This window comes from Streptomyces sp. NPDC039430 (genome assembly GCF_055639435.1).
This window is the reverse complement of sequence record NZ_JBVKAK010000013.1, coordinates 20,038-46,698: the sequence shown is the minus strand read 5'-3', so window position 1 is coordinate 46,698 and position 26,661 is coordinate 20,038. Positions and strand designations below refer to the sequence as shown.

Sequence of the window (26,661 nt, the reverse complement as noted above, 5' to 3'; positions counted from 1 at the left end):
GCGGGCACACGGAAGGGCCCCGGCACCGTTCCCCTCGGTGCCGGGGCCCTTCTCTGTAGGTATCTACGGCTCTGTAAATGTCGTGATTCTGTATGTCTGTACGGCTATGGCTGTACGACGGTGTCTGTGCGACCGCGGCGCAGGTCAGACGCCGGTGACGGCGCCGACCTCCACATCCACGCCATGCTCGGCGGCAAGCCGGCGAAGGTCTTCCAGCTCTTCCTGTTCGACATCCGCGAGGAAGTCGTCGCCCGTTTCACGGGCATGAGTGAGATCCGTTTCCGTGGCCCTTATACGCTGCAGAAGCCCGGCGGTGAACGCGTCCATTGCGCCCCCTCGTCGTGGGTCAGTGGCACGGGGGTGTGCCGACGTCGTGGTCGGTGGCACGGGGGTGTGCCGACGGCGGGAAGATCACGCACCCACTGCCTCTGGATGACAGATAAGGGTGTGGCATGCCACAAACAGGGCGTGATCTCGGGTGTGAAATCGTCTTCCCCACGGTCCGCCGTCGAGAAACCTCAACGCATCAACAAATCCGGTTCATTCCCGGATGTGCCAGGTCATCCAGCATCGTCTTACCGCCGGTTTATGGCCGTTAAGGGCAGGATGGCCCCGCACAGCCAGTGATACAACCTGCCCTGATCACGGGTGACGGGCCCAGAGGAAGGAACAGCGACGTGCGCGTACTCGTCGTCGAGGACGAGCAACTGCTCGCCGATGCGGTGGCCACCGGACTGCGCCGGGAGGCCATGGCCGTCGACGTTGTGTACGACGGAGCGGCGGCACTGGAGCGGATCGGGGTGAACGACTACGACGTGGTCGTGCTCGACCGCGACCTGCCCGTCGTCCACGGCGACGACGTCTGCCGGAAGATCGTCGAGCTGGGGATGCCCACCCGGGTCCTCATGCTCACGGCCTCGGGCGATGTCAGCGACCGGGTCGAGGGACTGGAGCTGGGCGCGGACGACTATCTGCCCAAGCCCTTCGCGTTCAGTGAGCTGACCGCGCGGGTACGGGCGCTCGGCCGTCGTACGACCGTACCGCTGCCTCCTGTGCTGGAACGTTCCGGGATCAAGCTCGATCCCAACCGCCGCGAGGTCTTCCGTGAGGGCAGGGAGATCCAGCTCGCGCCCAAGGAGTTCGCGGTGCTCGAAGTCCTGATGCGCAGCGAGGGCGCCGTCGTCTCCGCCGAGCAGCTGCTGGAGAAGGCGTGGGACGAGAACACCGACCCGTTCACGAACGTCGTGCGCGTGACCGTCATGACGCTGCGCCGCAAGCTCGGCGAGCCACCCGTGATCGTCACGGTGCCCGGCTCCGGTTACCGGATCTGATGTCGGTGTCCAGTACGCCCGCGCCCCCCGCGGCGCCCCCGAAGCCGACCTGGGACCCCAGACGCCCGGATCCTTCGCTCCCCTGGGTGCGTCCGACCATCCGGATACGGCTCACGCTGCTCTACGGCGGCATGTTCCTGATCGCCGGCATCCTGCTGCTCTCGATCATCTATCTGCTGGCCGCGCAGGCCCTGCACGTGGGCAGCGAGCTGCCGTTCAAGATCGTGACGGGCAAGGTCAGCAGCGAGGTCTGCAACTTCCCGGACCAGGCACCCCCGGAGGAGTTCAACGCGGCGATGAACGCCTGCGTCAACCACCAGCGTCAGCAGGCGCTCGACGACCTGCTCAGCCGCTCGCTCTTCGCGCTGGTCGGCCTCAGCGTCATCGCGTTCGCCTTCGGCTACGCGATGGCGGGACGGGTCCTCTCACCACTGGGCCGGATCACCCGTACCGCGCGTCGCGTGGTCGGCTCCGACCTGTCCCGGCGCATCGAGCTGGACGGCCCCGACGACGAGCTCAAGGAGCTGGCCGACACCTTCGACGAGATGCTGGAGCGGCTGGAGCGGGCCTTCAGCGCGCAGCAGCGGTTCGTCGCGAACGCCTCGCACGAGCTGCGTACGCCGCTTGCGATCAACCGCACCCTGCTGGAGGTCCATCTCTCCGATCCGGGGGCGCCCACGGAGCTCCAGCAGCTCGGCAAGACCCTGCTGGCCACCAATGAACGCAGTGAACAACTGGTGGAGGGTCTGCTGCTGCTCGCCCGCAGCGACAACCAGATCGTGGAGCGAAAACCGGTCGATCTCGCCGAGGTGGCGACCCGTGCGGTGGATCAGGCGCTCTCCGAGGCGGAGGCGAAGGGGGTGGAGATCCGCGGCGAGCGCGTGCCCGCCGTCGTGCAGGGGAATGGCGTCCTGCTGGAAAGGATCGCGCTGAATCTGGTGCAGAATGCGGTCCGGTACAACGTCCCGGAAGGTGGCTGGGTGGAGGTCACCACCGCGGTCGAGCAGGGCCAGGCGGTCCTGGTGGTGTCGAACACCGGTCCCGTGGTTCCCGCGTACGAGATCGACAATCTCTTCGAGCCGTTCCGGCGGCTGCGGACCGAGCGCACCGGCAGTGACAAGGGCGTTGGCCTGGGGCTTTCGATCGCCAGATCCGTCGCGCGCGCCCATGGCGGACGAATTCACGCCGAACCGCGCGAGGGCGGTGGACTCGTGATGCGTGTCACTCTCCCGGTCTGAGAGACTGCGCGGAGTGTTCAGGCAGGAAGATTGCTTTGTTCGCTTTGCGCGGAATTCTCGCCATCAGTTTTGGGCGGACCCATGTGTGATCGATCACAGGGGCGAATTCCCGCCTATCCACTCTGCGTGATCAAGCCTTCAACGGAAAGCCGGTAAAGTCCGGGTTTCCAGGGGTCGGGATCACGGGAAGTACACGGGGTGGCGCCCGTGAAGTACGACATTGGGACCGTGTACGGTCCCCTTCGCCACCCGAAGCCGATCACTCCACGTGAGTCCGGTTGGGTGTCGATTGAGTAACAGACCTTGATGTGAGGCAAAATCTCCGCCTCAGGTCGGGCACAAGTCCGGCCTCTCACGCGTTACCCGCGCTGAGACACCACAGACACCCAGAGGGGGAGAGCGACATGGCAACGGATTACGACACCCCACGCAAGACCGATGACGACGTCGATCAGGACAGCCTTGAGGAACTGAAGGCCCGTCGGAACGACAAGTCGACTTCAGCGGTCGACGTCGACGAGTTCGAGCAGGCCGAGGGCCTGGAACTGCCCGGCGCGGATCTCTCCAACGAGGAGTTGTCCGTCCGGGTGCTGCCCAGGCAGGCGGATGAGTTCACCTGCATGAGCTGCTTCCTGGTGCACCACCGCTCCCAGCTCGCCAGGGAGAAGAACGGTCAGCCCATCTGCCGCGACTGCGACTGAGGTCAGGCCGGCCGTGGCAGGCGACACACCGTTCCGGAAACGACGCTTCCGGCGTAAGAGTTCACCGGAGGTGTATGAGGGCGGCACAGGCCCGGCAGAAGGCGTTCAGCCCGCTGCCGAGCACTCCGCCCTGTCGCCCCGTTCCGGCGCGGGTGACGACGAGCGGGGCCGGCCGGCCTCGCTCGATGCGGACCGGGAAGACCACGGCGGCCCCAAGACCGGGGGCCGGCGCCTGGACACCGTCAAACGGGGTGTACGCAGGGGCGGCGACAGCGCCAAGGCGGCGCTGGCCCATCTCGCCGACCGGATCATCGAGAACGCTCCTCGGGTTCCGGTCCGCGATCTCGCCACCCTCCGCAAGCAGTTCCCGGGCCTGGGTCCCGAGGAGCTGGCGGACAAGCTGGTCGCGGGCGCCGCGAACAGCAGCTCGACGGTCGGCGCGGGTATCGGCGCCGCCGCGATGCTGCCCGTACCGCCCGCGATGCCGGCCGAGCTGGCCGCCGAGATCACCGCCGTCGCCGCGATCGAGCTGAAACTCATCGCGGAGCTGCACGAGGTCTACGGACTGCGCCCGCCCGGCTCGCTCAAGGAGCGCAGCGCCGCCTATCTGACGTCCTGGACGGAGGAGCGCGGGGTCGACATCACCAAACCGTCGACCTTCAACGGCGCGCTGAGCGGCCGGATGAAGCGCGAGCTGCGGCAGCAGATCATGAAGCGCACGGTCCGCAGTCTGCCGAACCTGGTCCCGTTCATGATCGGAGCGGCCGTCGGCGCGATGATGAACCGGCGGGACACCAAGAAGGTCGCCGAGCGCATCCGCAAGGACCTGCGGGCCCGCCAGATCCCCTGGGACGCGCTGCCCGCGCTGCCCCCGCTGGAGCGGCCCGCGGAGCTTCCCGTCGAGCTGCCCAGGGAACTGGGCCACTAGCGCGTGCCGCGAAAGCGAAAGCCCGCCCGGCACCGGAGCGGGCTCTCAGGCGGTCCGTACCGCGTTCAGCGCCGCCGCCAGCGCCTTCGGGTCCCGCGTCGACAGATAGACGTACGGCGTCGGGTCCTCCGGGTCCGTGATCTCCACGCGCAGCGCCGTCGGCACATAGCTGCGCAGCAGCATGAAGGCGCGCGGGTCGGCCTTGTGCAGCCGCCAGGCCCGCGCCTCCTCGTCGTCGAGCACCTCGGCCTCACCGAGCGCCGACACCGGGATCCTCGCCTCGCCCGCGACCAGCGAACCGGCCACCACCCGGATCCGCGCCGAGCCGTAGGAACTCACCCCGGCCGCGGCCAGCGCGCCCGCGGCGATCACCCCGCCGAGCATCGGCAGCAGCCCCATCGGCAGTGTGATCAGACCGCCGGAGACGGCGATCAGAGCGGCGATCCCCCACCAGGAAGGGGGGGCTGTCAGACGTTCGTCGTAGCGCGTGGCGGAAGGCTCCATGGAGCCAAGCTTGGCACGGTGCGCCTGCCGGGCGACCGCGCGGGTAAGGTCTGCGCCTGTGAGTAACGTGCCATCCCGGGGAGCGCCTCCCGGATCCCCCGCGGGGCCGGGGCCCCTGACACCGCCGGCCGACGCCGTACCGCCGGTACGGCACCCCGACGCTCCCGCCCCCGGTGAGCCGCTCGGGGCGCACTACGAACACTGTTTCGGCTGCGGCGAGGCACAGCCCCATGGACTCCAGCTGCTGGCGCGCGCCGGTGAGGGCGTCCGTATCACCGCGGAGTTCACGGTCAAGCCCGCCCACCAGGGAGCCCCCGGGCTCGCGCACGGCGGTGTGCTCGCCACCGCGCTGGACGAGACGCTCGGCTCGCTGAACTGGCTGCTGCGCGTGATCGCCGTGACCGGCCGGCTCCAGACCGAGTTCGTACGGCCCGTACCGGTGGGCACGACGCTGTATCTGGAGGCCGAGACGACGGCCGTCCACGGGCGGAAGATCTACTGCACCGCCACCGGCAGACTCGGTGGCCCCGAGGGACCCGTCGCCGTCCGCGCCGACGCCCTTTTCATCGAGGTCAAGGTCGATCATTTCATCGACAACGGCCGCCAGGAGGAGATCCGGGCGGCCATGGCCGATCCCGACCAGATCAAGCGCGCCCGCGCCTTCGAGGTGAACCCATGAGCCCTGCCCCTGCCGGCCCCCTGGACGTACTGATCCGCCGTGTCGATCCGGAGGCCCCGCTTCCGTCGTATGGACACCCGGGCGACGCGGGAGCCGATCTGGTCACCACCGAGGCCGCGGAGCTCGCCCCCGGTGAGCGTGTGGTCCTGCCGACCGGGGTGGCCATCGCCCTGCCCGACGGCTACGCGGCCTTCGTGCACCCGCGCTCCGGGCTCGCCGCCCGCTGCGGTGTCGCTCTGGTGAATGCCCCGGGGACGGTGGATGCCGGGTACCGTGGAGAGATCAAGGTGATCGTGGTCAATCTGGACCCGCGCGAGAGCGTTCGGTTCGAGCGGTTCGACCGGATTGCCCAACTGATCGTCCAGCGGGTCGAGAAGGTGCGCTTCCACGAGGTGGCGGAACTTCCCGGCTCCGCGCGGGCCGAGGGGGGCTTCGGCTCCACCGGTGGTCATTCCGCCGTGGGCGGGGTACAGGGTGGGAATCGATACGCTTCGGTCGTATCCGACCGGGAAGGACAGTGACGTGTTCGGACGTCGCAAGAAGAGTGGTTCCGCAGAGGACACGGCGGACGCAGCGGGCGAGGCCGGGCAGTTCACCGACGGCGTCGGCGTGGACGCCGATGACAGCGAGGCGGGGGACGCACCCCGCCGGGCGAACCTTCCGCCGGCGCCCAGGCCCGACGGTCCCTGGGACATCTCCGAGATCTCCAAGCCCGAAGAGGGCCGGGTGGATCTGGGGGGCGTCTTCGTCCCCGCCGTCGACGGCATGGAGCTGCGGGTGGAGGTCGCCGGTGACGCGATCGTCGCCGCCACCGTCGTCGTGCGCGACAGCGCCGTACAGCTCCAGGCTTTCGCCGCGCCCAAGAAGGAAGGCATCTGGGGCGAGGTCCGCGAGGAGATCGCCTCCGGCATCACCCAGCAGGGCGGCATCATCGACGAGGTCGAGGGCCCGCTGGGCTGGGAGCTGCGCGCCCAGGTCCCCGTACAGCTGCCGGACGGCACCGGAGGCGTACAGCTGGTGCGCTTCATCGGCGTCGACGGACCGCGCTGGTTCCTGCGCGGTGTGATCTCCGGGCAGGGCGCGGTGCAGCCCGAGGCCGCGGGGCTGCTCGAACAGATCTTCAGGGACACCGTCGTCGTACGCGGCGAGGGACCGATGGCGCCCCGCGACCCCATCGTCCTCAAGCTGCCGGACGACGCGCAGATGGTGGCCGAGGGTGTCCAGCAGGAGGAGCAGGAGGGATCCCGCTTCTCCGGTGGCATGGGACAGCTCCAGCGCGGGCCGGAGATCACCGAAGTGCGCTGACACCTGATCGGAAATAGCGTGGGCCGCACCCCTTCACGGGGGTGCGGCCCATCGTCGTTTCCCCTCGTCTTCTCACTGGTCACGGGTGTGACCGTAGGAAACGCGTCAAGCGGGGGCTCCCCTCCGTATGAGACCCGTCAACGGAGGCGGAGACCGCCGGGACAGCGGGTTTCCTCAGGGGGTCATATCTCCCCGCACTCATTCAGGAGCACCCGATGGCCGACCTGGCCTTCGTCGCCACCACGATCGCGGTCTTCGCGCTGGTGGCCCTCATCGCCAAGGGGGTGACGAAGCTGTGACCGCCGAGAACATCGTCGGCCTGGTCGTGGCCGTCGCCCTGCTGGGCTATCTCGTCCTCGCCCTCCTCTTTCCGGAGAGGTTCTGAGTGATGAGCCCCGTCCTCGCCGGTGTGCTCCAGCTGCTCGCCCTGATAGCGGCGCTCGCTCTGGTCTACCGCCCCCTCGGCGACTACATGGCCCGGGTCTACAGCTCGCCCAAGCACCTCAGGGCCGAGAAGTGGATCTACCGTGCCATCGGCGCCGATCCCGCCACCGAGATGCGCTGGCCCGCCTATCTGCGCGGGGTCCTCGCCTTCTCCGTGATCAGTGTGCTGTTCCTGTATCTGCTCCAGCGGGTGCAGGGCGGCCTCCCGGGCTCGCTCGGCTTCGCGTCGATCGACCCGGACCAGGCGTTCAACACCGCCGCGTCCTTCGTCTCCAACACCAACTGGCAGTCGTACTACGGCGAACAGGCCATGGGCCATGTCGTACAGACCGGCGGCCTCGCGGTCCAGAACTTCCTCTCGGCCGCCGTCGGCATGGCCGTCGCGGTCGCGCTCGTACGCGGCTTCGCCCGCTCCCGCACCGGTGAGCTGGGCAACTTCTGGTCGGACCTGGTGCGCGGCACCGTCCGGATCCTGCTGCCGGTCTCCGTCATCGGCGCGATCGTCCTGGTCGCCTGCGGCGCCATCCAGAACTTCGCGGGCATCCACGAGGTCGGTCAGTTCATGGGCGGCGCGCAGCAGTGGAACGGCGGCGCGGTCGCCTCGCAGGAGGTCATCAAGGAGCTGGGCACCAACGGCGGCGGTTACTTCAACGCCAACTCCGCCCACCCCTTCGAGAACCCCAACCCGGTCTCCAACCTCTTCGAGATCTTCCTGATCCTGCTCATCCCGTTCGCGATGACCCGCACCTTCGGCCGGATGGTGGGCAGTCTCCGGCAGGGCTACGCGATCCTCGTCGCGATGGGAGCGATCTGGCTCGGCTTCACCGCGCTGATGATGTGGACCGAGTTCCACCACGGCGGCCCGGCGTTCGAGATCGCGGGCGGCGCCCTGGAGGGCAAGGAGACCCGCTTCGGGGTCGGCGGCTCGTCGGTCTTCGCGGTGGCCACCACCCTCACCTCGACCGGTGCGGTCAACTCCTTCCTCTCCTCGTTCACCGGGTACGGCGGCGGCATCGCGCTGCTGGGCATGCAGCTCGGTGAGATCGCGCCCGGCGGCGTCGGCTCCGGGCTCTACGGCATGCTGATCATGGCCGTCATCGCGGTGTTCATCGCGGGGCTGATGGTGGGACGTACGCCCGAGTATCTGGGCAAGAAGATCGGCAGCCGCCAGATCAAGTTCGCCGCCTCGTACATCCTGATCACCCCGGCGCTGGTGCTCTGCTTCACCGCCGTGGCCATGGCGCTGCCCACCCCGGGCAACTCCATGACCAACTCGGGGCCGCACGGCTTCTCCGAGATCCTGTACGCGTACACCTCGGGGGCCAACAACAACGGTTCGGCCTTCGCCGGGCTCAACGCGGACACCCAGTGGTTCAACACCACGATCGGGCTGGCGATGCTGCTCGGCCGCTTCGTGCCCATGGTGTTCGTGCTCGCGCTGGCCGGCTCGCTCGCCGAGCAGAGTCCCGTACCCAGGACCGCGGGCACGCTCCGCACGGAGAAACCGCTGTTCAGCGGGGTTCTCGTGGGCACGATCCTGATCGTCGCCGGACTGACCTACTTCCCGGCGCTGGCGCTGGGGCCGCTGGCCGAAGGGCTGGCGTCATGAACACTCGTACGAAGCATGAGGACGCGATGTCCAGTACCACTCCGGCCCGCGCGCCGCACAGCGATGTTCCCACCGGGCACAGACCCGAGGACGGCCGCGTCGGCGGGGGCCTGTTCGACCCCAAACAGCTCCTGCGCTCCTTCCCGGAGGCGCTGAGGAAGCTCGACCCCCGGTCGATGGCGAAGTCGCCCGTGATGTTCGTGGTCCTCATCGGCTCCGTGATGAGTACGGTCTTCGCCGCGCTGGAGCCGGGCGACTGGTTCGGCTGGGCCGTGGCCGTCTGGCTCTGGCTGACGACGGTCTTCGCCAATCTGGCGGAGGCCGTCGCCGAGGGCCGCGGCAAGGCGCAGGCCGACACCCTGCGCAAGGCCAAGACCGACACCGTCGCCCGCCGGGTCATCGGCGCGCACGAGGAGCGGGTGCCCGGCACGGAGCTGCGCGTCGGCGATCTGGTCGTCTGCGAGGCCGGCGACATCATCCCCGGCGACGGTGATGTGGTCGACGGCGTCGCGTCCGTCGACGAGTCGGCCATCACCGGTGAATCGGCGCCCGTCATCCGGGAGTCGGGCGGTGACCGCTCGGCCGTCACCGGCGGTACGAAGGTCCTCTCCGACCGCATCGTCATCAAGATCACGACCAAGCCCGGCGAGACCTTCATCGATCGGATGATCGCGCTGGTGGAGGGCGCGGCCCGGCAGAAGACGCCCAACGAGATCGCGCTGAACATCCTGCTCGCGTCCCTCACCATCGTCTTCCTGCTCGCGGTCGTCACGCTCCAGCCGTTCGCCGTCTACGCGGGCCAGCGCCAGTCGATGATCGTGCTGATCGCGCTGCTCGTCTGTCTGATCCCGACCACGATCGGCGCGCTGCTCTCCGCGATCGGCATCGCCGGCATGGACCGGCTCGTCCAGCGGAACGTGCTCGCCATGTCGGGGCGCGCGGTCGAGGCCGCGGGCGATGTCTCGACCCTGCTGCTCGACAAGACCGGCACGATCACCCTCGGCAACCGCCAGGCCGCCGAGTTCGTACCGGTCAGGGGGGTCACGGAAGCCGAACTCGCCGACGCGGCCCAGCTCTCCTCGTTGGCCGACGAGACCCCCGAGGGCCGCTCCATCGTGGTGCTGGCCAAGGAGAAGTACGGGCTGCGCGAGCGCCACCAGGGCGAGCTGGCCGGCGCCGAGTGGGCGGCCTTCACCGCCCAGACCCGGATGTCGGGCGTCGACCTCGTCGAGAACGGGTCGCGGCGCAAGGTCCGCAAGGGCGCGACCGGTTCGGTCATCGCCTGGGTCGAGGAGCGCGGCGGCCCGGTGTCCGAGGACACCAGGGAACTCACCAACGCGATCTCGGAGGCCGGTGGCACACCGCTGCTGGTCGCCCTGGAGGACGACGCGGGGGCCCGGGTGCTCGGTGTCATCCACCTCAAGGACGTGGTCAAGGAGGGGATGCGGGAGCGGTTCGACGAACTGCGCCGCATGGGCATCAAGACCGTCATGATCACCGGTGACAACCCGCTGACCGCACGGGCGATCGCGGAGGAGGCCGGCGTGGACGACTTCCTCGCCGAGGCCACCCCCGAGGACAAGATGGCCCTCATCCGGCGCGAGCAGGCGGGCGGCAAGCTCGTCGCGATGACGGGCGACGGGACGAACGACGCCCCGGCGCTGGCGCAGGCGGATGTCGGCGTGGCCATGAACACCGGTACGTCGGCCGCCAAGGAGGCCGGGAACATGGTGGACCTGGACTCCAACCCGACCAAGCTCATCGAGATCGTCGGCATCGGCAAGCAGCTGCTGATCACCCGTGGCGCGCTGACGACCTTCTCCATCGCCAACGACGTCGCGAAGTACTTCGCGATCATCCCCGCGATGTTCGCGGTCGTCTATCCGAGCCTGGACAGGCTCAACATCATGCGGCTGTCCTCGCCGGAGTCCGCGATCCTCTCCGCGGTCATCTTCAACGCGCTGATCATCGTCGTCCTCGTACCGCTCGCGCTCAGAGGCGTGCGCTACCGGCCGATGAGCGCCGACCGGATGCTCCGCAGGAATCTGGGGATCTACGGCCTCGGCGGACTGATCGCCCCCTTCATCGGCATCAAGATCATCGATCTGCTCCTCTCCCTCATCCCCGGCATCGGGTGAACGGCATGACATCCATGAACAGCTCGGCACGCAACACCGCGCGGCTCCTCGGAGCCGGAGCGCGCGCTCTCCTCGTCCTCACCGTCCTGTGCGGGGTGCTCTACCCGCTGGCCGTCACGGGCGTCGCCCAGGGCCTCTTCCCCCATCAGGCGAACGGGTCCGAGGTCAAGGAGGCCGGCAAGGTCGTCGGCTCCTCGCTCATCGGCCAGCGCTACGACCTGCCGCTGAAGAAGGGCCAGGAGACCCCGGAGCCCGACCTCAAGTGGTTCCAGCCGCGCCCGTCCAACGGCCTGGGCGGCAACAGCGTCAACACGCAGTACAAGCTGATCCTCTCCGGTGCCACCAACCGGTCGGGCGACAACGAAGAGCTGATCACGTGGGTCAAGGACGCCAAGGCCGCCGTCATCAAGGACAACTCGACCCCTGGTTACCGGGTCCCGGCCTCCGCCGTGCCGCCGGACGCCGTCACCTCCTCGGGCTCCGGCCTCGACCCGGACATCTCGCCGGAGTACGCCCGGCTCCAGGTCCACCGGGTGGCCGAACGGAACCGTCTCTCCGTCGAGCGGGTGGAGAAACTGGTCGAGGACCACACCCAGCAGCGGGTTCTCGGCTTCGTCGGGGAACCCCGGGTGAATGTCCTCGCGCTCAACGTCGCGCTGCGGGAGATGGTCGGCTGACCATCAGAATCGTGTCAAGACCGACTCACGAGACCGGTGCCGCCCCTTTTGCCGCTTTTCCCGGCTGTACTTTCGACACAGCCGGCGCGTCGGACGCGGTGGCTCTTCTGGAAGACAATGGGGCCATGGGACGCGGCAAGCTTCGGATCTATCTGGGCGCGGCACCGGGCGTCGGCAAGACGTACGCGATGCTCTCCGAGGCGCACCGCAGGGTGGAGCGCGGCACGGACTGCGTCGTGGCGTTCGTGGAGCATCATGACCGGCCGCGTACGGAAGTGATGCTGCACGGCCTCGAAGCGGTCAGGCGGCGCGAGCTGGAGTACCGCGGGACGGTCTTCACGGAGATGGACATCGACGCGGTGCTGGAGCGCCGCCCGGCCGTCGCGCTGGTCGACGAACTGGCGCACACCAATGTGCCGGGCTCCCGCAACGCCAAGCGCTGGCAGGACGTCGAAGAGCTGCTCAAGGCCGGGATCGAGGTCGTGTCCTCGGTCAATATCCAGCACCTGGAGTCACTCGGCGATGTCGTCGAGTCGATAACCGGCGTACGGCAGCAGGAGACCGTCCCCGATGAGATGGTGCGGCGCGCCGACCAGATCGAGCTGGTCGACATGTCGCCCCAGGCGCTGCGGAGGCGCATGGCGCACGGCAATGTCTACAAGCCCGACAAGGTCGACGCGGCGCTCTCGCACTACTTCCGCCCCGGCAACCTCACCGCGCTGCGAGAGCTGGCGCTGCTCTGGGTCGCCGACCGGGTGGACGAATACCTCCAGCAGTACCGGGGTGAGCACAACATCCGCTCCACCTGGCAGGCGCGGGAGCGCATCGTCGTCGGTCTCACCGGCGGGCCGGAGGGGCGTACGCTCATCCGCCGCGCCGCCCGGATGGCCGCGAAGGGGTCCGGCAGCGAGATCCTGGCCGTCTACATAGCCAGGAGCGACGGGCTCACCGCCGCCTCGCCCAAGGAACTGGCGGTCCAGCGCAAGCTGGTCGAGGATCTGGGCGGCACCTTCCACCATGTCATCGGCGACGACATCCCCTCCGCGCTGCTCGAATTCGCGCGCGGCGTCAACGCCACCCAGATCGTGCTGGGCTCCAGCCGCCGCAAGACCTGGCAGTACGTCTTCGGGCCCGGTGTCGGCGCCACCGTGGCCCGGGAGTCCGGGCCCGACCTGGACGTCCATATCGTCACGCACGAGGAGGCCGCCAAGGGGCGCGGGCTGCCGGTGGCGCGCGGGGCCAGGCTCGGCCGCTCGCGGATCGTCTGGGGCTGGCTGGCCGGGGTCGCCGCGCCCGTACTGCTCTCGCTGCTGCTGACGGCGCTGGACAACTCCCTGGGGCTCGCCAACGACGTCCTGCTGTTCCTCTTCCTGACCGTGCTGGCCGCGCTGCTCGGCGGGCTGCGGCCCGCGCTCGCCTCGGCCGCCGCGGGCTCGCTGCTGCTCAACTTCTACTTCACGCCGCCCACGCACACGCTGACCGTGGCGGATCCCAAGAACCTGGTCGCCATCGTGATCTTCTTCGCGGTGGCCGTGTCGGTGGCCTCCGTGGTGGATCTGGCGGCCCGCCGTACCCACCAGGCGGCCCGGCTGCGCGCCGAGTCGGAGATCCTCTCGTTCCTCGCCGGCAGCGTGCTGCGCGGGGAGACCACGCTTGACGCGCTGCTGGAGCGGGTCCGTGAGACGTTCTCGATGGAGTCCGTGGCGCTGCTCGAACGTATGAGCGATGTCGACCCCTGGACCCGGGCCGGCAGCGTCGGACCGCACCCCGTCGACCGCCCCGATTCCGCCGATGTGGACATGCCGGTCGGCGACCACATGGCGCTGGCGCTCACCGGCCGCGTGCTGCCCGCCGAGGACCGCAGGGTGCTCGCCGCCTTCGCCGCCCAGGCCGCCGTCGTACTCGACCGGCAGCGCCTGGTGGGGGAGGCGGAACAGGCCCGCGCGCTCGCCGAGGGCAACCGCATCCGTACGGCACTGCTCGCGGCCGTCAGCCACGATCTGCGCACCCCGCTGGCCAGCATCAAGGCCTCGGTCACCTCGCTGCGCTCCGACGATGTCGAGTGGTCGGAGGAGGACCGGGCCGAGCTGCTTGAGGGCATCGAGCACGGCGCCGACCGGCTGGACCACCTGGTCGGCAATCTGCTCGACATGTCGCGGCTCCAGACCGGCACCGTCACCCCGCTGATGCGGGAGATCGACCTCGATGAGGTGGTCCCGTGGGCCCTCGGCGGCGTCCCGGAGAACAGCGTGGAGCTGGACATCCCCGAATCGCTGCCCATGGTGGACGTCGACCCCGGTCTGCTGGAGCGCGCGGTCGCCAATATCGTCGAGAACGCCGTCAAGTACAGCCCCGAGGGACGGCACGTCACCGTCGCGGCCAGCGCGCTGGGCGCGCGGGTCGAGGTACGGGTCGTGGACCGGGGCCCCGGTGTCCCCGACGACGCCAAGGACCGGATCTTCGAACCCTTCCAGCGCCATGGCGACGCGCCGCGCGGCGCCGGTGTCGGCCTCGGACTGGCGGTCGCCCGCGGCTTCGTGGACGCGATGGGCGGCACGCTGGCCGCGGAGGACACCCCCGGCGGCGGTCTGACCATGGTCCTCACCCTCTCAGCGGCGTCCGGACGCGAGCCGGTACGCCCCGAACCACCCGCCCGGTCCCTCACATGACCGGGACAGCAGAAAGGCAGGCCCCTATGACCCGGGTGCTCGTGGTCGACGATGAGCCGCAGATCGTACGCGCGCTGGTGATCAACCTGAAGGCGCGCAAGTACGAGGTGGACGCGGCATCCGACGGCGCGAGCGCGCTGGAACTGGCCGCGGCCCGCCACCCCGATGTCGTCGTGCTCGACCTCGGCCTCCCGGACATGGACGGCGTCGAGGTGATCAAGGGCCTGCGCGGCTGGACCCGCGTACCGATCCTGGTGCTCTCCGCGCGCCACACCTCCGACGAGAAGGTCGAGGCGCTGGACGCGGGCGCCGACGACTATGTCACCAAGCCCTTCGGCATGGACGAACTGCTGGCCAGGCTGCGCGCGGCGGTCCGGCGGGCCGAACCGGTCGGCGGCGACGGCGACGAGACGGTCTCGGTCGTGGAGACCGAGGGGTTCACCGTCGATCTGGCCGCCAAGAAGGTCCACCGCGAGGGCAGGGACGTCCGGCTCACCCCGACCGAGTGGCATCTGCTGGAGGTGCTCGTACGGAACACCGGCCGGCTGGTCAGCCAGAAGCAGCTCCTCCAGGAGGTCTGGGGCCCGTCGTACGGCACCGAGACGAACTATCTGCGGGTCTACATGGCCCAGCTGCGCCGCAAGCTGGAGGCGGATCCGTCGCACCCCAGGCACTTCGTCACCGAACCGGGCATGGGCTATCGGTTCGAGCGTTGATCCGCCGCGGCCATACCCCGGTACGCTTTGGGCATGAGTGCTGAGAAGCCGACCGGCCGTTTCCGCCGGATGCTCGACCGGCTCTCCAGCTCCCAGGAGGATCTGGAGTCGGAGGAATTGCAGGAGGACGCGCAGGCATCGGGCTGTACGCGCATCTCCGACTGCAACGACCGCCAGATCGTCCGGGTGACTGGTACGTTGCGGACGGTCACCTTGCGTCCGCGTGCCGGCGTGCCCGCGCTGGAGGCGGAGCTGTTCGACGGCACCGCGCCGCTGGACGTGGTGTGGCTGGGCCGGCGCTCGATCGTGGGCATAGAGCCGGGCCGCAAGCTGATCGCCTCCGGCCGGATCTCCCTGAGTCACGGCCGGCGGGTGCTGTTCAATCCCAAATACGAACTCCGACCACTCGGACAGGAGTAGCCGGTGACGTCACCCGACAAGCCCGCCGCCTCGACCGCTTCCCCCGCCGCTTCACCCACCTCACCCGCCACTTCCTCACCCGAGACCTCGGCCGCTTCGGACGGTGATGCGAAAGCCGTCACCGAGGCGGCTCTTTTCGAGGCGTTCGGCGGTCTGCGCGGCATGGTGGAGACGGTCCTCCCCGGTCTGCTTTTCGTCACGATCTTCACGGTCAACAAGGACCTGCACAGCTCGGCGATCGCCGCGCTGGCCGTCTCGCTGCTGCTCGTCATGGTCCGGCTGATCCGCCGGGACACCGTCAAGCACGCCTTCAGCGGGGTCTTCGGCGTCGCGTTCGGTGTCGTCTTCGCGATGATGACCGGCGACGCCAAGGACTTCTATCTGCCCGGCATGATCTACACGCTGGGGCTGGCGCTCGCGTACATCATCACCACGCTCGCGGGCGTGCCGCTGATCGGACTGATCCTCGGCCCGATCTTCAAGGAGAACCTCTCCTGGCGCACCCGCAATCCGGGGCGCAAGAAGGCGTACGCCAAGGCCAGCTGGGCCTGGGGGCTGATCCTGCTCGCCAAGTGCGCGATCCTCTTCCCGCTCTACTGGTGGGCGGACACCAGCCAGGACACCACCCAGTTCGGCTGGGTCCTGATCGCGCTCAAGATCCCGCCGTTCCTGCTGGCGGTCTATCTGACCTGGGTCTTCCTGGCGAAGGCGCCGCCGCCGATCGATGTGTTCGCCGAGATGGAGGCGGAGGAGCGGGCGGAGAAGGAGCGCGCGGCGGCCGTCGCCGCGACGACGACCGACGGGTCGGGGCCACGGCACCGGCGCTAGGGCGTGTCTTCGAAGTCCCGCCTGCCCGGCGGGCGGACGGCGCTACTTTGAAGTCACGCCCTGGGCGTGCCGGCCGGTCGCGCGCCGGCCGCTCGCGGTCGAGCGGACAGCCCTCGGGCGCCGGACGGGCGGGATTCCGCCCCTCCGGCGCCCGAGCGCTGTCCGGACCGTTCCGGACCGCTCCGGGCCCGTCCGGCGCCGGAGAGCGTCAGCCGGCCGTGTCCTCGCGGCGTACCGACAGCAGATCCTCCAGCTGCTCCTCACGGGCCTGGGCCGCCACGAACAGCAGCTCGTCGCCCGCCTCCAGCGTCTCCTCCGGATTCGGGGTGAGGACGCGCGTCCCGCGGATGATCGTGACCAGCGAGGTGTCCTCGGGCCAGGTCACATCGCCGACCTGCGTACCGGTCACGGCCGACTCCGGCGGCAGCGTCAGCTCGACCAGGTTCGCGTCGCCGTGGCTGAAGCGCAGCAGCCGTACGAGGTCGCCGACGCTCACCGCCTCCTCGACCAGCGCCGACATCAGACGCGGCGTCGAGACCGCGACGTCCACCCCCCAGGACTCGTTGAAGAGCCACTCGTTCTTGGGGTTGTTGACCCGGGCCACCACTCGCGGCACGCCGTACTCGGTCTTGGCGAGCAGCGAGACGACCAGATTGACCTTGTCGTCGCCGGTCGCGGCGATCACGACATGGCAGCGCTGGAGCGCCGCCTCGTCCAGCGAGGTGATCTCACAGGCGTCGGCCAGCAGCCATTCCGCCAGCGGCACCCGTTCCACCGAGATGGCCGTCGGTGCCTTGTCGATCAGCAGGATCTCGTGCCCGTTCTCCAGCAGCTCACCCGCGATGGAACGGCCCACCGCACCTGCCCCGGCAATCGCGACGCGCATCAGTTCACGCCTCCTTCCGGGCCCTCGGCGAATGCCGCCTCGACCTTCTCGATGTCGTCCGTACGCATCATCACGTGGACGAGATCGCCCTCCTGCAGCACGGTCTGGGACGTCGGCAGCATCGCCTCGCCCAGCCGGGTCAGAAACGCGACACGGACGCCCGTCTCCTCCTGGAGCGTGCTGATCTTGTGGCCGATCCAGCTCTCCGCGGTGTGCACCTCGGCGAGCTGGACGCCGCCGCTCGGGTCGCGCCACAGCGGTTCCGCGCCGGACGGCAGCAGCCGGCGCATCATCTGGTCGGCGGTCCAGCGGACCGTGGCCACGGTCGGGATGCCCAGCCGCTGGTAGACCTCGGCGCGCTTGGGGTCGTAGATACGGGCGGCCACGTTCTCGATGCCGAACATCTCGCGCGCCACCCGGGCGGCGATGATGTTGGAGTTGTCGCCGCTGCTCACCGCGGCGAAGGCGCCGGCGTCCTCGATCCCCGCGTCGCGCAGGGTGTCCTGGTCGAACCCGACGCCGCTGACGCGACGGCCGCCGAAACCGGAGCCGAGCCGTCGGAACGCGGTGGGGTCCTGGTCGATGACGGCGACGGTGTGCCCCTGCTGCTCCAGGTTCTGCGCGAGTGCGGCACCCACCCGGCCACAGCCCATGATGACAATATGCACGGCCCTACCCCGCACTCCTCATACCCCACCTGAACTGCGAATACATCGTGCTCATATCTCTTCTCTCGGCTCGCCGGGCAACACGTTGCGGGCACTTGGAGGCCCGCGGGGCACCATGCCGCGACGGGATGCCGGTCATGGGCCCGAGCGGTGCCGGGGATGTCGCCCTCGTCCGCGCTCACGCCCACCGTATCGGCAACCAGGAACGGGAGATCAGGTGTGTGCCCCGTCGGTCGTCATATGCCGCGCGGGCCGCCGCCGGACGGACAGGAGCCCGCCGGGTTCACCCATCCGTGTCAGCCGGTAGCTAGGATGAAGGGCAGTGCGGCCCGGTTCCATCTGGGCTGATCCGTCGTGCGAGAGGCAGAGGATGGCCGAGCCGGAGTCCGCGGAATCCTCATTGGCCGACAAGATCGACGGGCTGTTCAGAGCCGTACGCAGGCCCAACCGGGAGCAGTACAGCCACGAGGAAGTGGCGCGCGCCTGCCGGGAGGCGACCGGTGACAGCTTCTCCGCCACCTACCTGTGGCAGTTGCGCACCGGACGGCGTGACAACCCCACGAAGCGGCATCTCGAAGCCCTGGCGCGGTTCTTCGACGTTCCGGTCGCCTATTTCTTCGACGGCGACCAAGGGGCCGCGATCGCCCGGGAACTGGAGCTGCTCGCCGCGCTGCGTGACGCCGGAGTGCGGAGTGTGGCCCTGCGCGCGGTCAATCTCTCCCCCGAGAGCGTCGGCACGATCAGCGATCTGATCGATGTGATCGCCCGTCGTGAACAAGGCGGTTCGGAGCGGGGCGGTTCGGAGCGGGGCGGCTCCGGGCGGGGCGGCGGCTGAACCTCCGGGTGACGGAACGTCCGGACGAAGCCGAGGATGCCGAGGATGGGGAACGGTGCGTGGTGCGTGAGGACTGACCGGGATCTCAGACGGCAGTGGCAGCGCTGCCTGCGAACCGTCGAGGCGCTTGAGCTGCCCAGCCCCTTCGACGCGACGGTGTTCATCGACATGCTCGCGCGGACGCGGGGGCGCCCCATCGATCTCGTACCGGTCGTGGCCAGGCCGCACACCCCATGCGGGCTGCTGATCACCACGGACCGCGCGGACTGCATCCTCTACGCGGCCGACACCACGCCGCTGCACCAGCAGCACATCCTGCTCCACGAGGCCGCCCACATCATCCGCGGCCACCACGAGACCGCTCCCGCGGCGGCCGCGGCGGCCCAGGTCCTGATGCCCCATCTGCCCGCCTCGCTGGTTCAGCGCGTCCTCGGCCGCAGCGTCTACACCGAGCCGCAGGAGCAGGAGGCGGAACTCGTCGCCTCCCTCATCCTCACGCGCGCCGCCGGCCTCGACCGGGCGAGTCCCGCCCCGCCGCCGGCCGAGCCGGAGGGATCCCGGCTGCACACACTGTTCGGCACGCACGGGCGGCGGACCCGCGCGGATGGCTGACCTCACCGCCTATCTGGCGGCCGGTGTCTTCCTCGCGTACGCCCTGCACCGGCTCGTGGTCATCCGCCGCAAGGGCCCCGATCCCGCGCAGCGCCATGTCGTCGGCTTCGCGCTGTGCATGGGGCTGGCGATGCTGTTCAACGCACCGGCCACACTGAGCGCGCTGGACCGCCTCTTACCGGGGTCGGAGCCCGTCATGCTGCTCACCCACCAGCTGAAGACGGGAGCCTTCGGCTTTCTCGTGCTCGTGGCGCTCGCGCTCAAGGCACCGGGGTCCGGGCGCCCCGCCGTACGGCGCCAGGTGTCGCTTGCCCTCGCCGTCCAGACGGTGTCGGTCACGCTGTTCCTCGCCGCCGGCCCCAGGGTCCTCGGCGACTCCCTCGTGGTCCCGGACGGGCGGGGCCCGCTGCTCGCCGGGTACAACGCCGTCTTCGCCGGCTACGGCTCCTGGTGCCTGTGTGTCCTGGGCGGGGAACTGGCCCGCCACGCGCGGCGGACCGCACCGGGCCTGCTGCGCACGGGGCTGCGGCTGATGACGCTCGCCGCCGTGTGCGGCGTGGTGTGGACCTCGTGGGCCCTGCACGACGTCACCGTCAACCTGGCCGACGGGCGGCAGGGGCTGGGCGAGGATCTGGTGTCCAGCGTGCTGGGCGCGATCACCGCCGTCCTGGCCACCGGCGGCGCCAGCGCCACGCTGTGGGGCGGGCCGCTCTCGGCGCCGGGCAGATGGCTGCGCGCGTACCGTACGTACCGCGCCCTGGAGCCGCTGTGGGCGGCCCTGTACGGCGAACTCCCGGAGATCGCGCTGCCCGCGTCCGCGGCCGGCCGCCGCCCCGGTCCGCGGCGGACGGAGTTCGCCCTGTACCGCCGGGTCATCGAGATCCGCGACGGCCATCTGGCGCTGCGGCCCTACCTCCATCCGTACGTTCCGGTGTGGGTGGCCGAGGAGTTGCGGCGCGCGTACGAGCGTGATCACGACGCGGTCGTCGAAGCCGCCGTGATCGCCGCGGCGCTGGAGAACAAGCGGGCCGGACAGCGACAGGACAGCGCGCTCCTCGGCCGGGCCGCGCACACGCCGCCGCCGATGCCGGGGACGGTCGAGGCGGAGGCGGCCTGGCTGCTCCGGGTGACCGGTGCCTTCCGGCACTCCGCCGCGGTCCACGCGATCCGGGGACGGGTCCGCGCGGAGGCTTCGGACGTGCGCCGTTAGCTGAGATGAATGAGATGCAAAGTTACATCCATAACAGTTGACGTATCTCCCGGGCGCGCAACATGATGAGCGCGTCAACTCAAGCGCTCCATGTGGCAGTTGAGATCCCTGTCCGCGGAAGGATTTCTGTGTCAGTTCTTGCTCAGCGTGTCAATGACAACAACTCCCTCGCGACCATCCCCCTGCACACCACCGAGGTGCGGATGGTCGAGTCCCCGGACTCGGTGATCAGCACTCCGGCGACGGCCGCCGCCGTGGTGGTCGCCTTCGCCGCGGGATACGTCGCCGGTCACATCGGCTGATCCCGGCCCGGTCCGCGTCCGCGCGACCGTCCTGAGAGGAAAGGACGTTTCCGTGTCCGATCCGGTGCGGAGCGCCAATGACAGCGGCGTCCTGGCCGCTGTTCCCCTGCACGCCACCGCGGTGCAGAGGCCGGCGGAACCGAATCCCGTGATCTGCATCGCCAACACGGCCACCAACGCGGCCTCGGTCGACGTCGCTTTCGCGGCGCACGGGGGCTAGCCCCCGTGGCACCCGCCTCCGACCGCTCACCCCACCGTGTGAAGGAGTTCTCCCGTGTCCCAACTCGCCCGTCGTGTCAATGACAGCACCGCTCTGACGGCCATTCCGCTGCACAGCAACGAGGTGCGGAAGATGGCGGACTCCGAGATCGAGCCGATCATCTGCATCGTGCTCGTGACCGGCTGCATCAGCTTCGGGGTCTCCTACACAGGCTGATCCCGCGCGGTATCACCGCCCGGTACTACCCCCTCCAAGGAGAACGCGATGTCTTCTCTGTCCCACCAGGTGAACAAGAGCGGTGCGCTGGCCACGGTGCCGCTGCACACGACTCAGGTGCACCGGATGGAGCCCTCGGACTCCGCCGTCTGCTGCCCGGCCGTGCTCGTCACCTTCGCCGCCGGTATCGCTTTCGGCTACGCCCTGGGCGGTGGCTTCACCGAGGAGCAGTGACCCTCACCGCCTCCTTCGCCCTCTCCACCGACCACATATCCAGGAGCCCAGCATGTCCCTACTGGCCAGCCATGTGAACGAGAGCAGCGCTCTCGCGACCGTTCCGCTGCACACCACCGAGGTGCAGCGGGTCGACGTTCCCGACTCCGTCATCTGCTGCCCCGCGGCGGTCCAGGTCGGCGCGGCGCTGGTGGCGGCCTTCGTCGCCGGCTACAACCTCTGAGTCTCCCGGCCCAACCGGTGCGCCGGACCGTGCTGTCCGGCGGCTGTCCGCAGCCGGCCGGCGGTTGTCCGGCCCGGCGCACCGCCGACCGCGGCCGGCTCCTCAGCCGGCACGAAGGGGAAGATCTGCTATGGCGAGACTGCCGCGGCTGCTGCGTGCCGCCGTGTCGCCGCCCAGGGTGAGCCGCTCCTCGGCGGTCACCACCATGGAACGGCTCAGTGCGACGACCCACTTGGTGTCGAGCCTGGAATACCTGGTCACGGAGAAGGACCGGCTGCCCGGCGGGATGAACGACTGGCACGTCGGCAGGGAACAGTTCCGTGCCTGGCCTGCGCCGGTCCGCAAGGTGCTCGACGTGGTGTCGGGCCCCCGGGGCAGCCGGGTGCTGCACGGCGCTCGGGTCGTCGCGGCGGCGGCGCTCCTCGCTCCGCTCCCGAGGCGCGGCCGGCTCGCGGCCGACCTGGTCCTGTCGGCCACCTCGCTGGCGCTGTACCCGCGCAACCACTACGGCACCGACGGCTCCGACCAGGTGGCGTTCCTCGTCCAGACCACCGCGACGGTGGCGCGGGCCCTTGAGGACCGGCCGCGGGCGGTCGACGCCTGTCTGTGGTTCGCCGGCCTCCAGTCGGTGCTGTCGTACGCGACGTCCGGCTGGGTCAAGGTGTCCAGCCCGACCTGGCGCAGCGGCCGGGCCCTGCCCGGGGTGATGCGTACCAAGTCCTACGGCGAGGCCACGACCTGGCGGCTGCTCACGAAGTACCCGCGCACCTCGCACGCGCTGAGCACCGGTGTGCTCGCGCTGGAGTGCGCGTTCCCCGTGGTCCATCTGGCCAAGGGCCGGGCGGCCCCGGCGCTGGTGGCCGCGGTCGGCGGTTTCCATCTCGCCAACGCGGGCGTGATGGGGCTGGGACGTTTCCTCACCTCCTTCTGCTCCCTGCACCCCGCGGTGCTCTACATCGCCGGACCACGGTTCAGGACCTGGCCGGACGGCCGGGTGGAACGGCGCGACGACGCCTTCCCCGTGGCCGTCGGCGCTCTGCTGGCGGCCGCTCTCGCCGCGGGCGTCGTCTCCCGTACCCGGCAACGCCGGATCGTGCTGCGCGGGCGGGGCGACGAGCGGGAGATGACGACGGCGTCGGGCAACACCCTCTCGTACCGGTGGACCGGGGACCCGGCAGAGGCGCTCGACCCCGCCGCGCCGGTCGTCGTCCTGGAGCACGCCCTCAGCGCCACCCCCGAACGCGCCGAGTGGCTCGTCTCCGAACTCTCCGCGCGCCATCCGGTGGTCACTTATCAGCGCGCCGGTTACGGCCGGAGCGGCTACGCCGGATCCCGGCACTTCGACATCGACTCCGGCGCCGACGATCTGGCCGACCTCGTCGCGCATGTGGCGGGCGACCGGCCCGTCGTGCTCATCGGCCACTCCCTCGGCGGCTATCTGGTGGCCAGGGCCGCGCGGCGGCTGCCCGGACAGGTCGTCGGCCTCGGGCTGATCGACCCCAGCCACCCGGGCGAGATGAGCGAGAACACCGGCACGCAGGATCCGGACGGGCAGCGGGTGACCGATGTCCTCAACCAGATGGCGATATCCCTGCGCCTGTGCCTCGGTCCGCTGCTGAAGAGCCCGGACTGGCTGGGCCAACTGCCCTCCGGCGTACGCGAGCTGGCCGAGGCGCAGTACCGGGACCCGGCCGTGTGGTCGGCGGCGCTGCGCGAGTGGCGCGGCAGCCTCGCGCGGTTCCGGCTGTACGAGGGACCGCTGCCGGCGGCGGACGTACCGGTGTGCCTGGTCACCTGCGCCAGGACGAACGAACTGACCGAGGCCCAGAAGGATCTGCAGGACGAGTACGCGCAGGTGGCGCCCCGTTCGGTCCGGCATGTGCTGGACGTCCACCGCGACGCCGTGGTCGGTGAACGGGCCTCGGCCACGCGGGTGGCCGGGCTGATGACCGAGTTCATCGGCGGGCTGGGCGACGGCGCCGCCGATCGGGAGGAGGGGGCGGCCGATGTCCGTTCGCGGCTTTGACGGTCCGGTGCCGGGCGTATCGCGCGGGGCGGGCGGCGTACCGCGCGGCGTATCGCGCGGGGCGGGCGGCCGTGACGCGGTGACCGCGCTGACCATCGGCGGTCTGGCCGCGTGGTTCACCCTCACCGTGCTGAGTCAGCACCCCAAGCGGGAGTTCGACCGGCTCGCGGAGTACGACAAGACGGGCATCGCCGTACCGAACTGGCGCTTCTTCGCCCCCGAGCCCGCGCAGCACGACTACCACGTGCTGCTCCGCACGGAGACGGCCGACGGGCGGCAGACCGACTGGGAGGAGGCGTCGGCCATCACACCGCGCCGTCCGGTCCAGATGGTGTGGTTCCCCGGCCGCCGCAGGGAGAAGGCGCTCTTCGACATCTGCCATGAACTGATCGCGGTCATGCGGAAGTCCGGCGGGGACATGACGCGGACCACGGCCTACCGGATGCTGCGGAACTCGGTGGCCCGCTCCGTGCACGAGGCGACGGGCGACGGCGCCCCGCCCCGGGGCTTCCAGTTCGTGGTCGCGCGCCACACCGGTCACGACACGGAACACGAGCCGGACTACGTCTTCGTCTCCCCCTATATCCCGTACGACGCGTCCCGCCCGTACGTCTGAGACCACCGCGGCGGACGGTGATCGCCGCGACGTCCGTACGGGGAGCGGGCGCGGGGGGCCTACCCGCCGCCGGAGGGGGTACGGATCACCGGCGCCGACGGTGATCCGTACCGCGGCGGGGCCCTGTGGCCCCCGATCTCCAGGCACGTTGGGACACGGAGCATGGACCAGGAACAGGCCCGTACGGACGACCGGAACCGTACGGACGGCGGGGACCGTACGGACGACCGGGACCGTATGGACGGCGGGCGCGTCGCGGAGCTGCTGGCCCGGATGACGGTCGCGGAGAAGCTGGGCCAGCTCCAGCAACTGGCGTGGACCGGGGACACCGGCCCAGGCGGCGGGCAGAACCACCTCATCGAGACGGCGGCCCGCGCGGGGGTGCTCGGCTCCGTACTCAATCTGCACGGCGCCGCGCACACCAACGCCGTCCAGCGCATCGCCGTCGAGGAGTCACGGCTCGGTATCCCGCTGCTCTTCGGTTTCGACGTGATCCACGGTTTCTGGACCACCTTCCCGATCCCGCTCGCGCAGGCGGCCAGCTTCGATCCGGCGGTCGCCGAGCGGGACGGCGAGGTGGCCGCCCGCGAGACCAGGTCCAACGGGGTGCACTGGACGTTCGCGCCGATGATGGACGTGACCCGCGATCCGCGCTGGGGACGGATCGCGGAGAGCTGCGGGGAGGACCCGTATCTGACGGCCGCGTTCGCGACGGCCAAGGTCCGCGGCCACCAGGGCGACGACCTCCGCGATCCGCACCGGATCGCCGCCTGCGCCAAGCACTTCGCCGCGTACGGAGGCGCCGAGGGCGGCCGTGACTACAACACGGTCGATGTCTCCGAACAGCGTCTGCGCAATCTCTATCTGCCGCCGTTCAAGGCCGCCGTGGAGGCGGGCGCGGCGACGGTGATGGCCGCCTTCAACACCGTCAGCGGCGTCCCGGCCCACGCCCATCCGCATCTGCTCTCCGACATCCTCAAGGGGGAGTGGGGCTTCGACGGCGTCGTGGTGAGCGACTGGAACGGGGTCCATGAGCTGCTCGCGCACGGCTTCGCCGAGGACGCCGCGGCCGCCGCCGCGCTCGCCTTCGCAGCGGGCCTCGACATGGAGATGGTCAGTACGGATCTCGCCGACCACGGACGGGAGGCGCTGCGCGGCGGGGCGCTCTCGGCCGGGCGTCTCGACGACGCCGTGGCGCGCGTGCTGCGGCTGAAGTTCCGCCTCGGGCTGTTCGACCGGCCGTACGTGGACGAGGGCGCCGCGCTGACCGGCCCGACGGCCGAGAGCCGGGCGGCGGCCCGGGAGACCGCGGGCCGGTGCGTGGTGCTGCTCAAGAACGAGGCGGACACGCTGCCGCTGAGCCGTAGCCTCTCCTCGGTCGCCGTGGTCGGCCCGTTCGCGGACTCCACCGATCTGCACGGCACCTGGTCGGGGCCCGGCGCGTCCCGCTTCCCCGCGGTCACCGTCCTCGACGGCGTACGGGCGGCGCTCCCCGACGGCGCCGTCGTCCGGCACGCGGAGGACCATGAGGCCGCTGTGGCGGCGGCGCGCTCCGCCGACCTGACCGTGGTGGTGGCCGGCGAGCCCACGGAACTCAGCGGAGAGGCGGCGTCGCGCAGCGACCTCTCGCTGCCCACGGGCCAGGAGGAGCTGATCCGGGCGATCGCGGCGACGGGCCGGCCGTTCGTCGTCGTCCTCGTCGGCGGGCGCCCGCTGACCGTCGACGGCTGGCTCGACCGGGCGCCGGCCGTGCTGGCGGCCTGGCACCTGGGCGTGGAGGCCGGTCACGCGCTCGCCGACGTGCTGTTCGGAGACGTGAACCCTGGTGCGAAGCTGCCGGTGAGCTTTCCGCGCTCGGTGGGGCAGATCCCCGTCTACCACAACCATGAGAACACCGGCCGCCCGTCCGCACCGGACGCCCCGGGGGCGCCGTTCACCTCGTCGTATCTGGACATCGGGCGCGGACCGCGGTTCCCGTTCGGATTCGGCCTCAGCTACACCCAATTCGGGATCGCCGCGCCGGAGTTGAGCCGGGACATCATCGGCGTCGCGGAGCTGTCGGGCGGCGCCGAGGTGGAGGTGGCGGTCGCCGTGCGGAACACCGGGCAGCGCGCGGGTGACGAGGTCGTACAGCTCTACGTGCGCGACCGGGCGGCCTCGATCGTCCAGCCGGTACGGCGCCTGCGCGGCTTCCGGCGCGTCACGCTCGGCGCGGGGGAGAGCGCGGTGGTGCGGTTCCGGCTCGGGGCGGAGGACCTCGGGTTCTGGACGAACGACCCCGCGGGCCGTTTCCTCGTGGAGCCGGGTCGTATCGATCTCTACGCGGGCAACAGCTCGCGGGCGACCGCCCGGTGCACGCTGACCCTTACCCGGTGAGAACCGCTGACCCCTACCCGGTGAGGCCCTCGGATCCTCGCCCGGTGAGG

General features: G+C 70.2%; 30 protein-coding genes. 26 read left to right on the top strand and 4 right to left on the bottom strand.

Going from position 1 to position 26,661, the window contains the following annotated elements; all coding sequences use genetic code 11:
* Nucleotides 1–144 precede the first annotated feature (144 nt).
* Nucleotides 145–327, bottom strand: a complete 183-nt coding sequence (locus tag ACZ7LS_RS27855; protein ID WP_382523557.1) for a hypothetical protein — start codon at nucleotides 325–327, stop codon at nucleotides 145–147.
* 350 nt (nucleotides 328–677) lie between these two features.
* On the opposite strand from ACZ7LS_RS27855, the gene ACZ7LS_RS27850 reads away from it, so the two are divergent.
* The 4 genes from ACZ7LS_RS27850 to ACZ7LS_RS27835 all read left to right on the top strand — a co-directional run bounded on the left by ACZ7LS_RS27850 (nucleotide 678) and on the right by ACZ7LS_RS27835 (nucleotide 4,198).
* Nucleotides 678–1,331 carry a response regulator transcription factor gene (locus tag ACZ7LS_RS27850; protein ID WP_382523559.1) on the top strand — a complete coding sequence of 218 codons (654 nt, stop codon included), beginning with the start codon at nucleotides 678–680 and terminating at the stop codon, nucleotides 1,329–1,331.
* 5 nt (nucleotides 1,332–1,336) lie between these two features.
* Entirely contained in the window at nucleotides 1,337–2,569 is a 1,233-nt protein-coding gene (locus ACZ7LS_RS27845; RefSeq protein WP_382523561.1) for a sensor histidine kinase, read from the top strand.
* Nucleotides 2,570–2,973: 404 nt separating this feature from the next.
* On the top strand, nucleotides 2,974–3,270 hold the full coding sequence (locus ACZ7LS_RS27840; protein ID WP_030350183.1) for a DUF4193 domain-containing protein: 297 nt from the start codon (nucleotides 2,974–2,976) through the stop codon (nucleotides 3,268–3,270).
* 13 nt (nucleotides 3,271–3,283) lie between these two features.
* A complete protein-coding gene (locus ACZ7LS_RS27835) occupies nucleotides 3,284–4,198 on the top strand; it encodes a hypothetical protein (protein WP_382523563.1) in 915 nt (304 codons plus the stop codon).
* A gap of 45 nt (nucleotides 4,199–4,243) precedes the next feature.
* Here ACZ7LS_RS27835 and ACZ7LS_RS27830 read toward each other — a convergent pair whose 3' ends face one another.
* The gene (locus ACZ7LS_RS27830; protein WP_382523566.1) at nucleotides 4,244–4,702 is read right to left on the bottom strand and encodes a DUF3093 domain-containing protein; all 459 of its coding nucleotides are present in this window, start codon (nucleotides 4,700–4,702) and stop codon (nucleotides 4,244–4,246) included.
* A gap of 58 nt (nucleotides 4,703–4,760) precedes the next feature.
* On the opposite strand from ACZ7LS_RS27830, the gene ACZ7LS_RS27825 reads away from it, so the two are divergent.
* The 11 genes from ACZ7LS_RS27825 to ACZ7LS_RS27775 all read left to right on the top strand — a co-directional run bounded on the left by ACZ7LS_RS27825 (nucleotide 4,761) and on the right by ACZ7LS_RS27775 (nucleotide 16,187).
* Complete coding sequence (locus ACZ7LS_RS27825; protein ID WP_382523569.1) at nucleotides 4,761–5,381, top strand: PaaI family thioesterase; 621 nt, start codon at nucleotides 4,761–4,763, stop codon at nucleotides 5,379–5,381.
* On the top strand, nucleotides 5,378–5,902 hold the full coding sequence (gene dut, locus ACZ7LS_RS27820; protein WP_356511798.1) for a dUTP diphosphatase: 525 nt from the start codon (nucleotides 5,378–5,380) through the stop codon (nucleotides 5,900–5,902). Before ACZ7LS_RS27825 ends, dut begins: the two co-directional genes overlap by 4 nt.
* A gap of 1 nt (nucleotide 5,903) precedes the next feature.
* On the top strand, nucleotides 5,904–6,686 hold the full coding sequence (locus ACZ7LS_RS27815; RefSeq protein ID WP_382523572.1) for a DUF3710 domain-containing protein: 783 nt from the start codon (nucleotides 5,904–5,906) through the stop codon (nucleotides 6,684–6,686).
* 295 nt (nucleotides 6,687–6,981) lie between these two features.
* Entirely contained in the window at nucleotides 6,982–7,071 is a 90-nt protein-coding gene (gene kdpF / locus ACZ7LS_RS27810; RefSeq protein WP_037727062.1) for a K(+)-transporting ATPase subunit F, read from the top strand.
* Nucleotides 7,072–7,074: 3 nt separating this feature from the next.
* Nucleotides 7,075–8,739: a potassium-transporting ATPase subunit KdpA gene (gene kdpA, locus ACZ7LS_RS27805; RefSeq protein ID WP_382523575.1), complete on the top strand. Its 1,665-nt coding sequence runs from the start codon at nucleotides 7,075–7,077 to the stop codon at nucleotides 8,737–8,739.
* 26 nt (nucleotides 8,740–8,765) lie between these two features.
* On the top strand, nucleotides 8,766–10,877 hold the full coding sequence (kdpB, locus tag ACZ7LS_RS27800) for a potassium-transporting ATPase subunit KdpB (protein WP_385135788.1): 2,112 nt from the start codon (nucleotides 8,766–8,768) through the stop codon (nucleotides 10,875–10,877).
* Nucleotides 10,878–10,891: 14 nt separating this feature from the next.
* On the top strand, nucleotides 10,892–11,554 hold the full coding sequence (locus ACZ7LS_RS27795; protein ID WP_385135813.1) for a potassium-transporting ATPase subunit C: 663 nt from the start codon (nucleotides 10,892–10,894) through the stop codon (nucleotides 11,552–11,554).
* A 125-nt stretch (nucleotides 11,555–11,679) separates the two neighbouring features.
* Nucleotides 11,680–14,223 carry a DUF4118 domain-containing protein gene (locus ACZ7LS_RS27790; RefSeq protein WP_385135785.1) on the top strand — a complete coding sequence of 848 codons (2,544 nt, stop codon included), beginning with the start codon at nucleotides 11,680–11,682 and terminating at the stop codon, nucleotides 14,221–14,223.
* Between the two features lie 26 nt (nucleotides 14,224–14,249).
* Nucleotides 14,250–14,939 carry a response regulator gene (locus ACZ7LS_RS27785; RefSeq protein ID WP_129773558.1) on the top strand — a complete coding sequence of 230 codons (690 nt, stop codon included), beginning with the start codon at nucleotides 14,250–14,252 and terminating at the stop codon, nucleotides 14,937–14,939.
* 33 nt (nucleotides 14,940–14,972) lie between these two features.
* A complete protein-coding gene (locus tag ACZ7LS_RS27780) occupies nucleotides 14,973–15,359 on the top strand; it encodes an OB-fold nucleic acid binding domain-containing protein (protein ID WP_165372066.1) in 387 nt (128 codons plus the stop codon).
* A 3-nt stretch (nucleotides 15,360–15,362) separates the two neighbouring features.
* Nucleotides 15,363–16,187 (top strand): DUF3159 domain-containing protein, encoded by an 825-nt coding sequence (locus ACZ7LS_RS27775; RefSeq protein WP_382880854.1) that lies wholly within the window; start codon nucleotides 15,363–15,365, stop codon nucleotides 16,185–16,187.
* Nucleotides 16,188–16,395: 208 nt separating this feature from the next.
* On the opposite strand, the gene ACZ7LS_RS27770 is transcribed toward ACZ7LS_RS27775, so the two are convergent.
* Together ACZ7LS_RS27770 and ACZ7LS_RS27765 are read right to left on the bottom strand one after the other, a co-directional pair.
* On the bottom strand, nucleotides 16,396–17,073 hold the full coding sequence (locus tag ACZ7LS_RS27770) for a potassium channel family protein (RefSeq protein WP_382523587.1): 678 nt from the start codon (nucleotides 17,071–17,073) through the stop codon (nucleotides 16,396–16,398).
* Nucleotides 17,073–17,741 carry a potassium channel family protein gene (locus ACZ7LS_RS27765; RefSeq protein ID WP_129773550.1) on the bottom strand — a complete coding sequence of 223 codons (669 nt, stop codon included), beginning with the start codon at nucleotides 17,739–17,741 and terminating at the stop codon, nucleotides 17,073–17,075. Before ACZ7LS_RS27765 ends, ACZ7LS_RS27770 begins: the two co-directional genes overlap by 1 nt.
* Nucleotides 17,742–18,111: 370 nt before the next feature.
* On the opposite strand from ACZ7LS_RS27765, the gene ACZ7LS_RS27760 reads away from it, so the two are divergent.
* From ACZ7LS_RS27760 to ACZ7LS_RS27710, 11 genes are all read left to right on the top strand, one after another.
* Nucleotides 18,112–18,576 (top strand): XRE family transcriptional regulator, encoded by a 465-nt coding sequence (locus ACZ7LS_RS27760; RefSeq protein ID WP_385135780.1) that lies wholly within the window; start codon nucleotides 18,112–18,114, stop codon nucleotides 18,574–18,576.
* A 66-nt stretch (nucleotides 18,577–18,642) separates the two neighbouring features.
* Complete coding sequence (locus ACZ7LS_RS27755; protein ID WP_385135777.1) at nucleotides 18,643–19,188, top strand: ParH-like protein; 546 nt, start codon at nucleotides 18,643–18,645, stop codon at nucleotides 19,186–19,188.
* On the top strand, nucleotides 19,181–20,398 hold the full coding sequence (locus ACZ7LS_RS27750) for an MAB_1171c family putative transporter (RefSeq protein ID WP_382523595.1): 1,218 nt from the start codon (nucleotides 19,181–19,183) through the stop codon (nucleotides 20,396–20,398). Before ACZ7LS_RS27755 ends, ACZ7LS_RS27750 begins: the two co-directional genes overlap by 8 nt.
* Nucleotides 20,399–20,526: 128 nt before the next feature.
* Complete coding sequence (locus tag ACZ7LS_RS27745; RefSeq protein WP_382523598.1) at nucleotides 20,527–20,700, top strand: hypothetical protein; 174 nt, start codon at nucleotides 20,527–20,529, stop codon at nucleotides 20,698–20,700.
* 52 nt (nucleotides 20,701–20,752) lie between these two features.
* Nucleotides 20,753–20,920, top strand: coding sequence for a hypothetical protein (locus tag ACZ7LS_RS27740; RefSeq protein ID WP_382666082.1), 168 nt, complete (start codon nucleotides 20,753–20,755; stop codon nucleotides 20,918–20,920).
* Nucleotides 20,921–20,974: 54 nt separating this feature from the next.
* Nucleotides 20,975–21,136, top strand: a complete 162-nt coding sequence (locus ACZ7LS_RS27735; RefSeq protein WP_382666080.1) for a hypothetical protein — start codon at nucleotides 20,975–20,977, stop codon at nucleotides 21,134–21,136.
* Between the two features lie 48 nt (nucleotides 21,137–21,184).
* Nucleotides 21,185–21,370, top strand: a complete 186-nt coding sequence (locus tag ACZ7LS_RS27730) for a hypothetical protein (protein ID WP_382523607.1) — start codon at nucleotides 21,185–21,187, stop codon at nucleotides 21,368–21,370.
* A 52-nt stretch (nucleotides 21,371–21,422) separates the two neighbouring features.
* Entirely contained in the window at nucleotides 21,423–21,593 is a 171-nt protein-coding gene (locus ACZ7LS_RS27725; RefSeq protein ID WP_382523610.1) for a hypothetical protein, read from the top strand.
* A gap of 130 nt (nucleotides 21,594–21,723) precedes the next feature.
* A complete protein-coding gene (locus tag ACZ7LS_RS27720) occupies nucleotides 21,724–23,619 on the top strand; it encodes an alpha/beta fold hydrolase (protein WP_385135772.1) in 1,896 nt (631 codons plus the stop codon).
* Nucleotides 23,600–24,235 (top strand): DUF5819 family protein, encoded by a 636-nt coding sequence (locus ACZ7LS_RS27715; RefSeq protein WP_385135769.1) that lies wholly within the window; start codon nucleotides 23,600–23,602, stop codon nucleotides 24,233–24,235. The genes ACZ7LS_RS27720 and ACZ7LS_RS27715 overlap by 20 nt, the downstream gene beginning before the upstream one ends.
* Before the next feature lie 237 nt (nucleotides 24,236–24,472).
* Nucleotides 24,473–26,611: a glycoside hydrolase family 3 N-terminal domain-containing protein gene (locus ACZ7LS_RS27710; protein ID WP_385135810.1), complete on the top strand. Its 2,139-nt coding sequence runs from the start codon at nucleotides 24,473–24,475 to the stop codon at nucleotides 26,609–26,611.
* The last annotated feature ends 50 nt before the right edge of the window (nucleotides 26,612–26,661 follow it).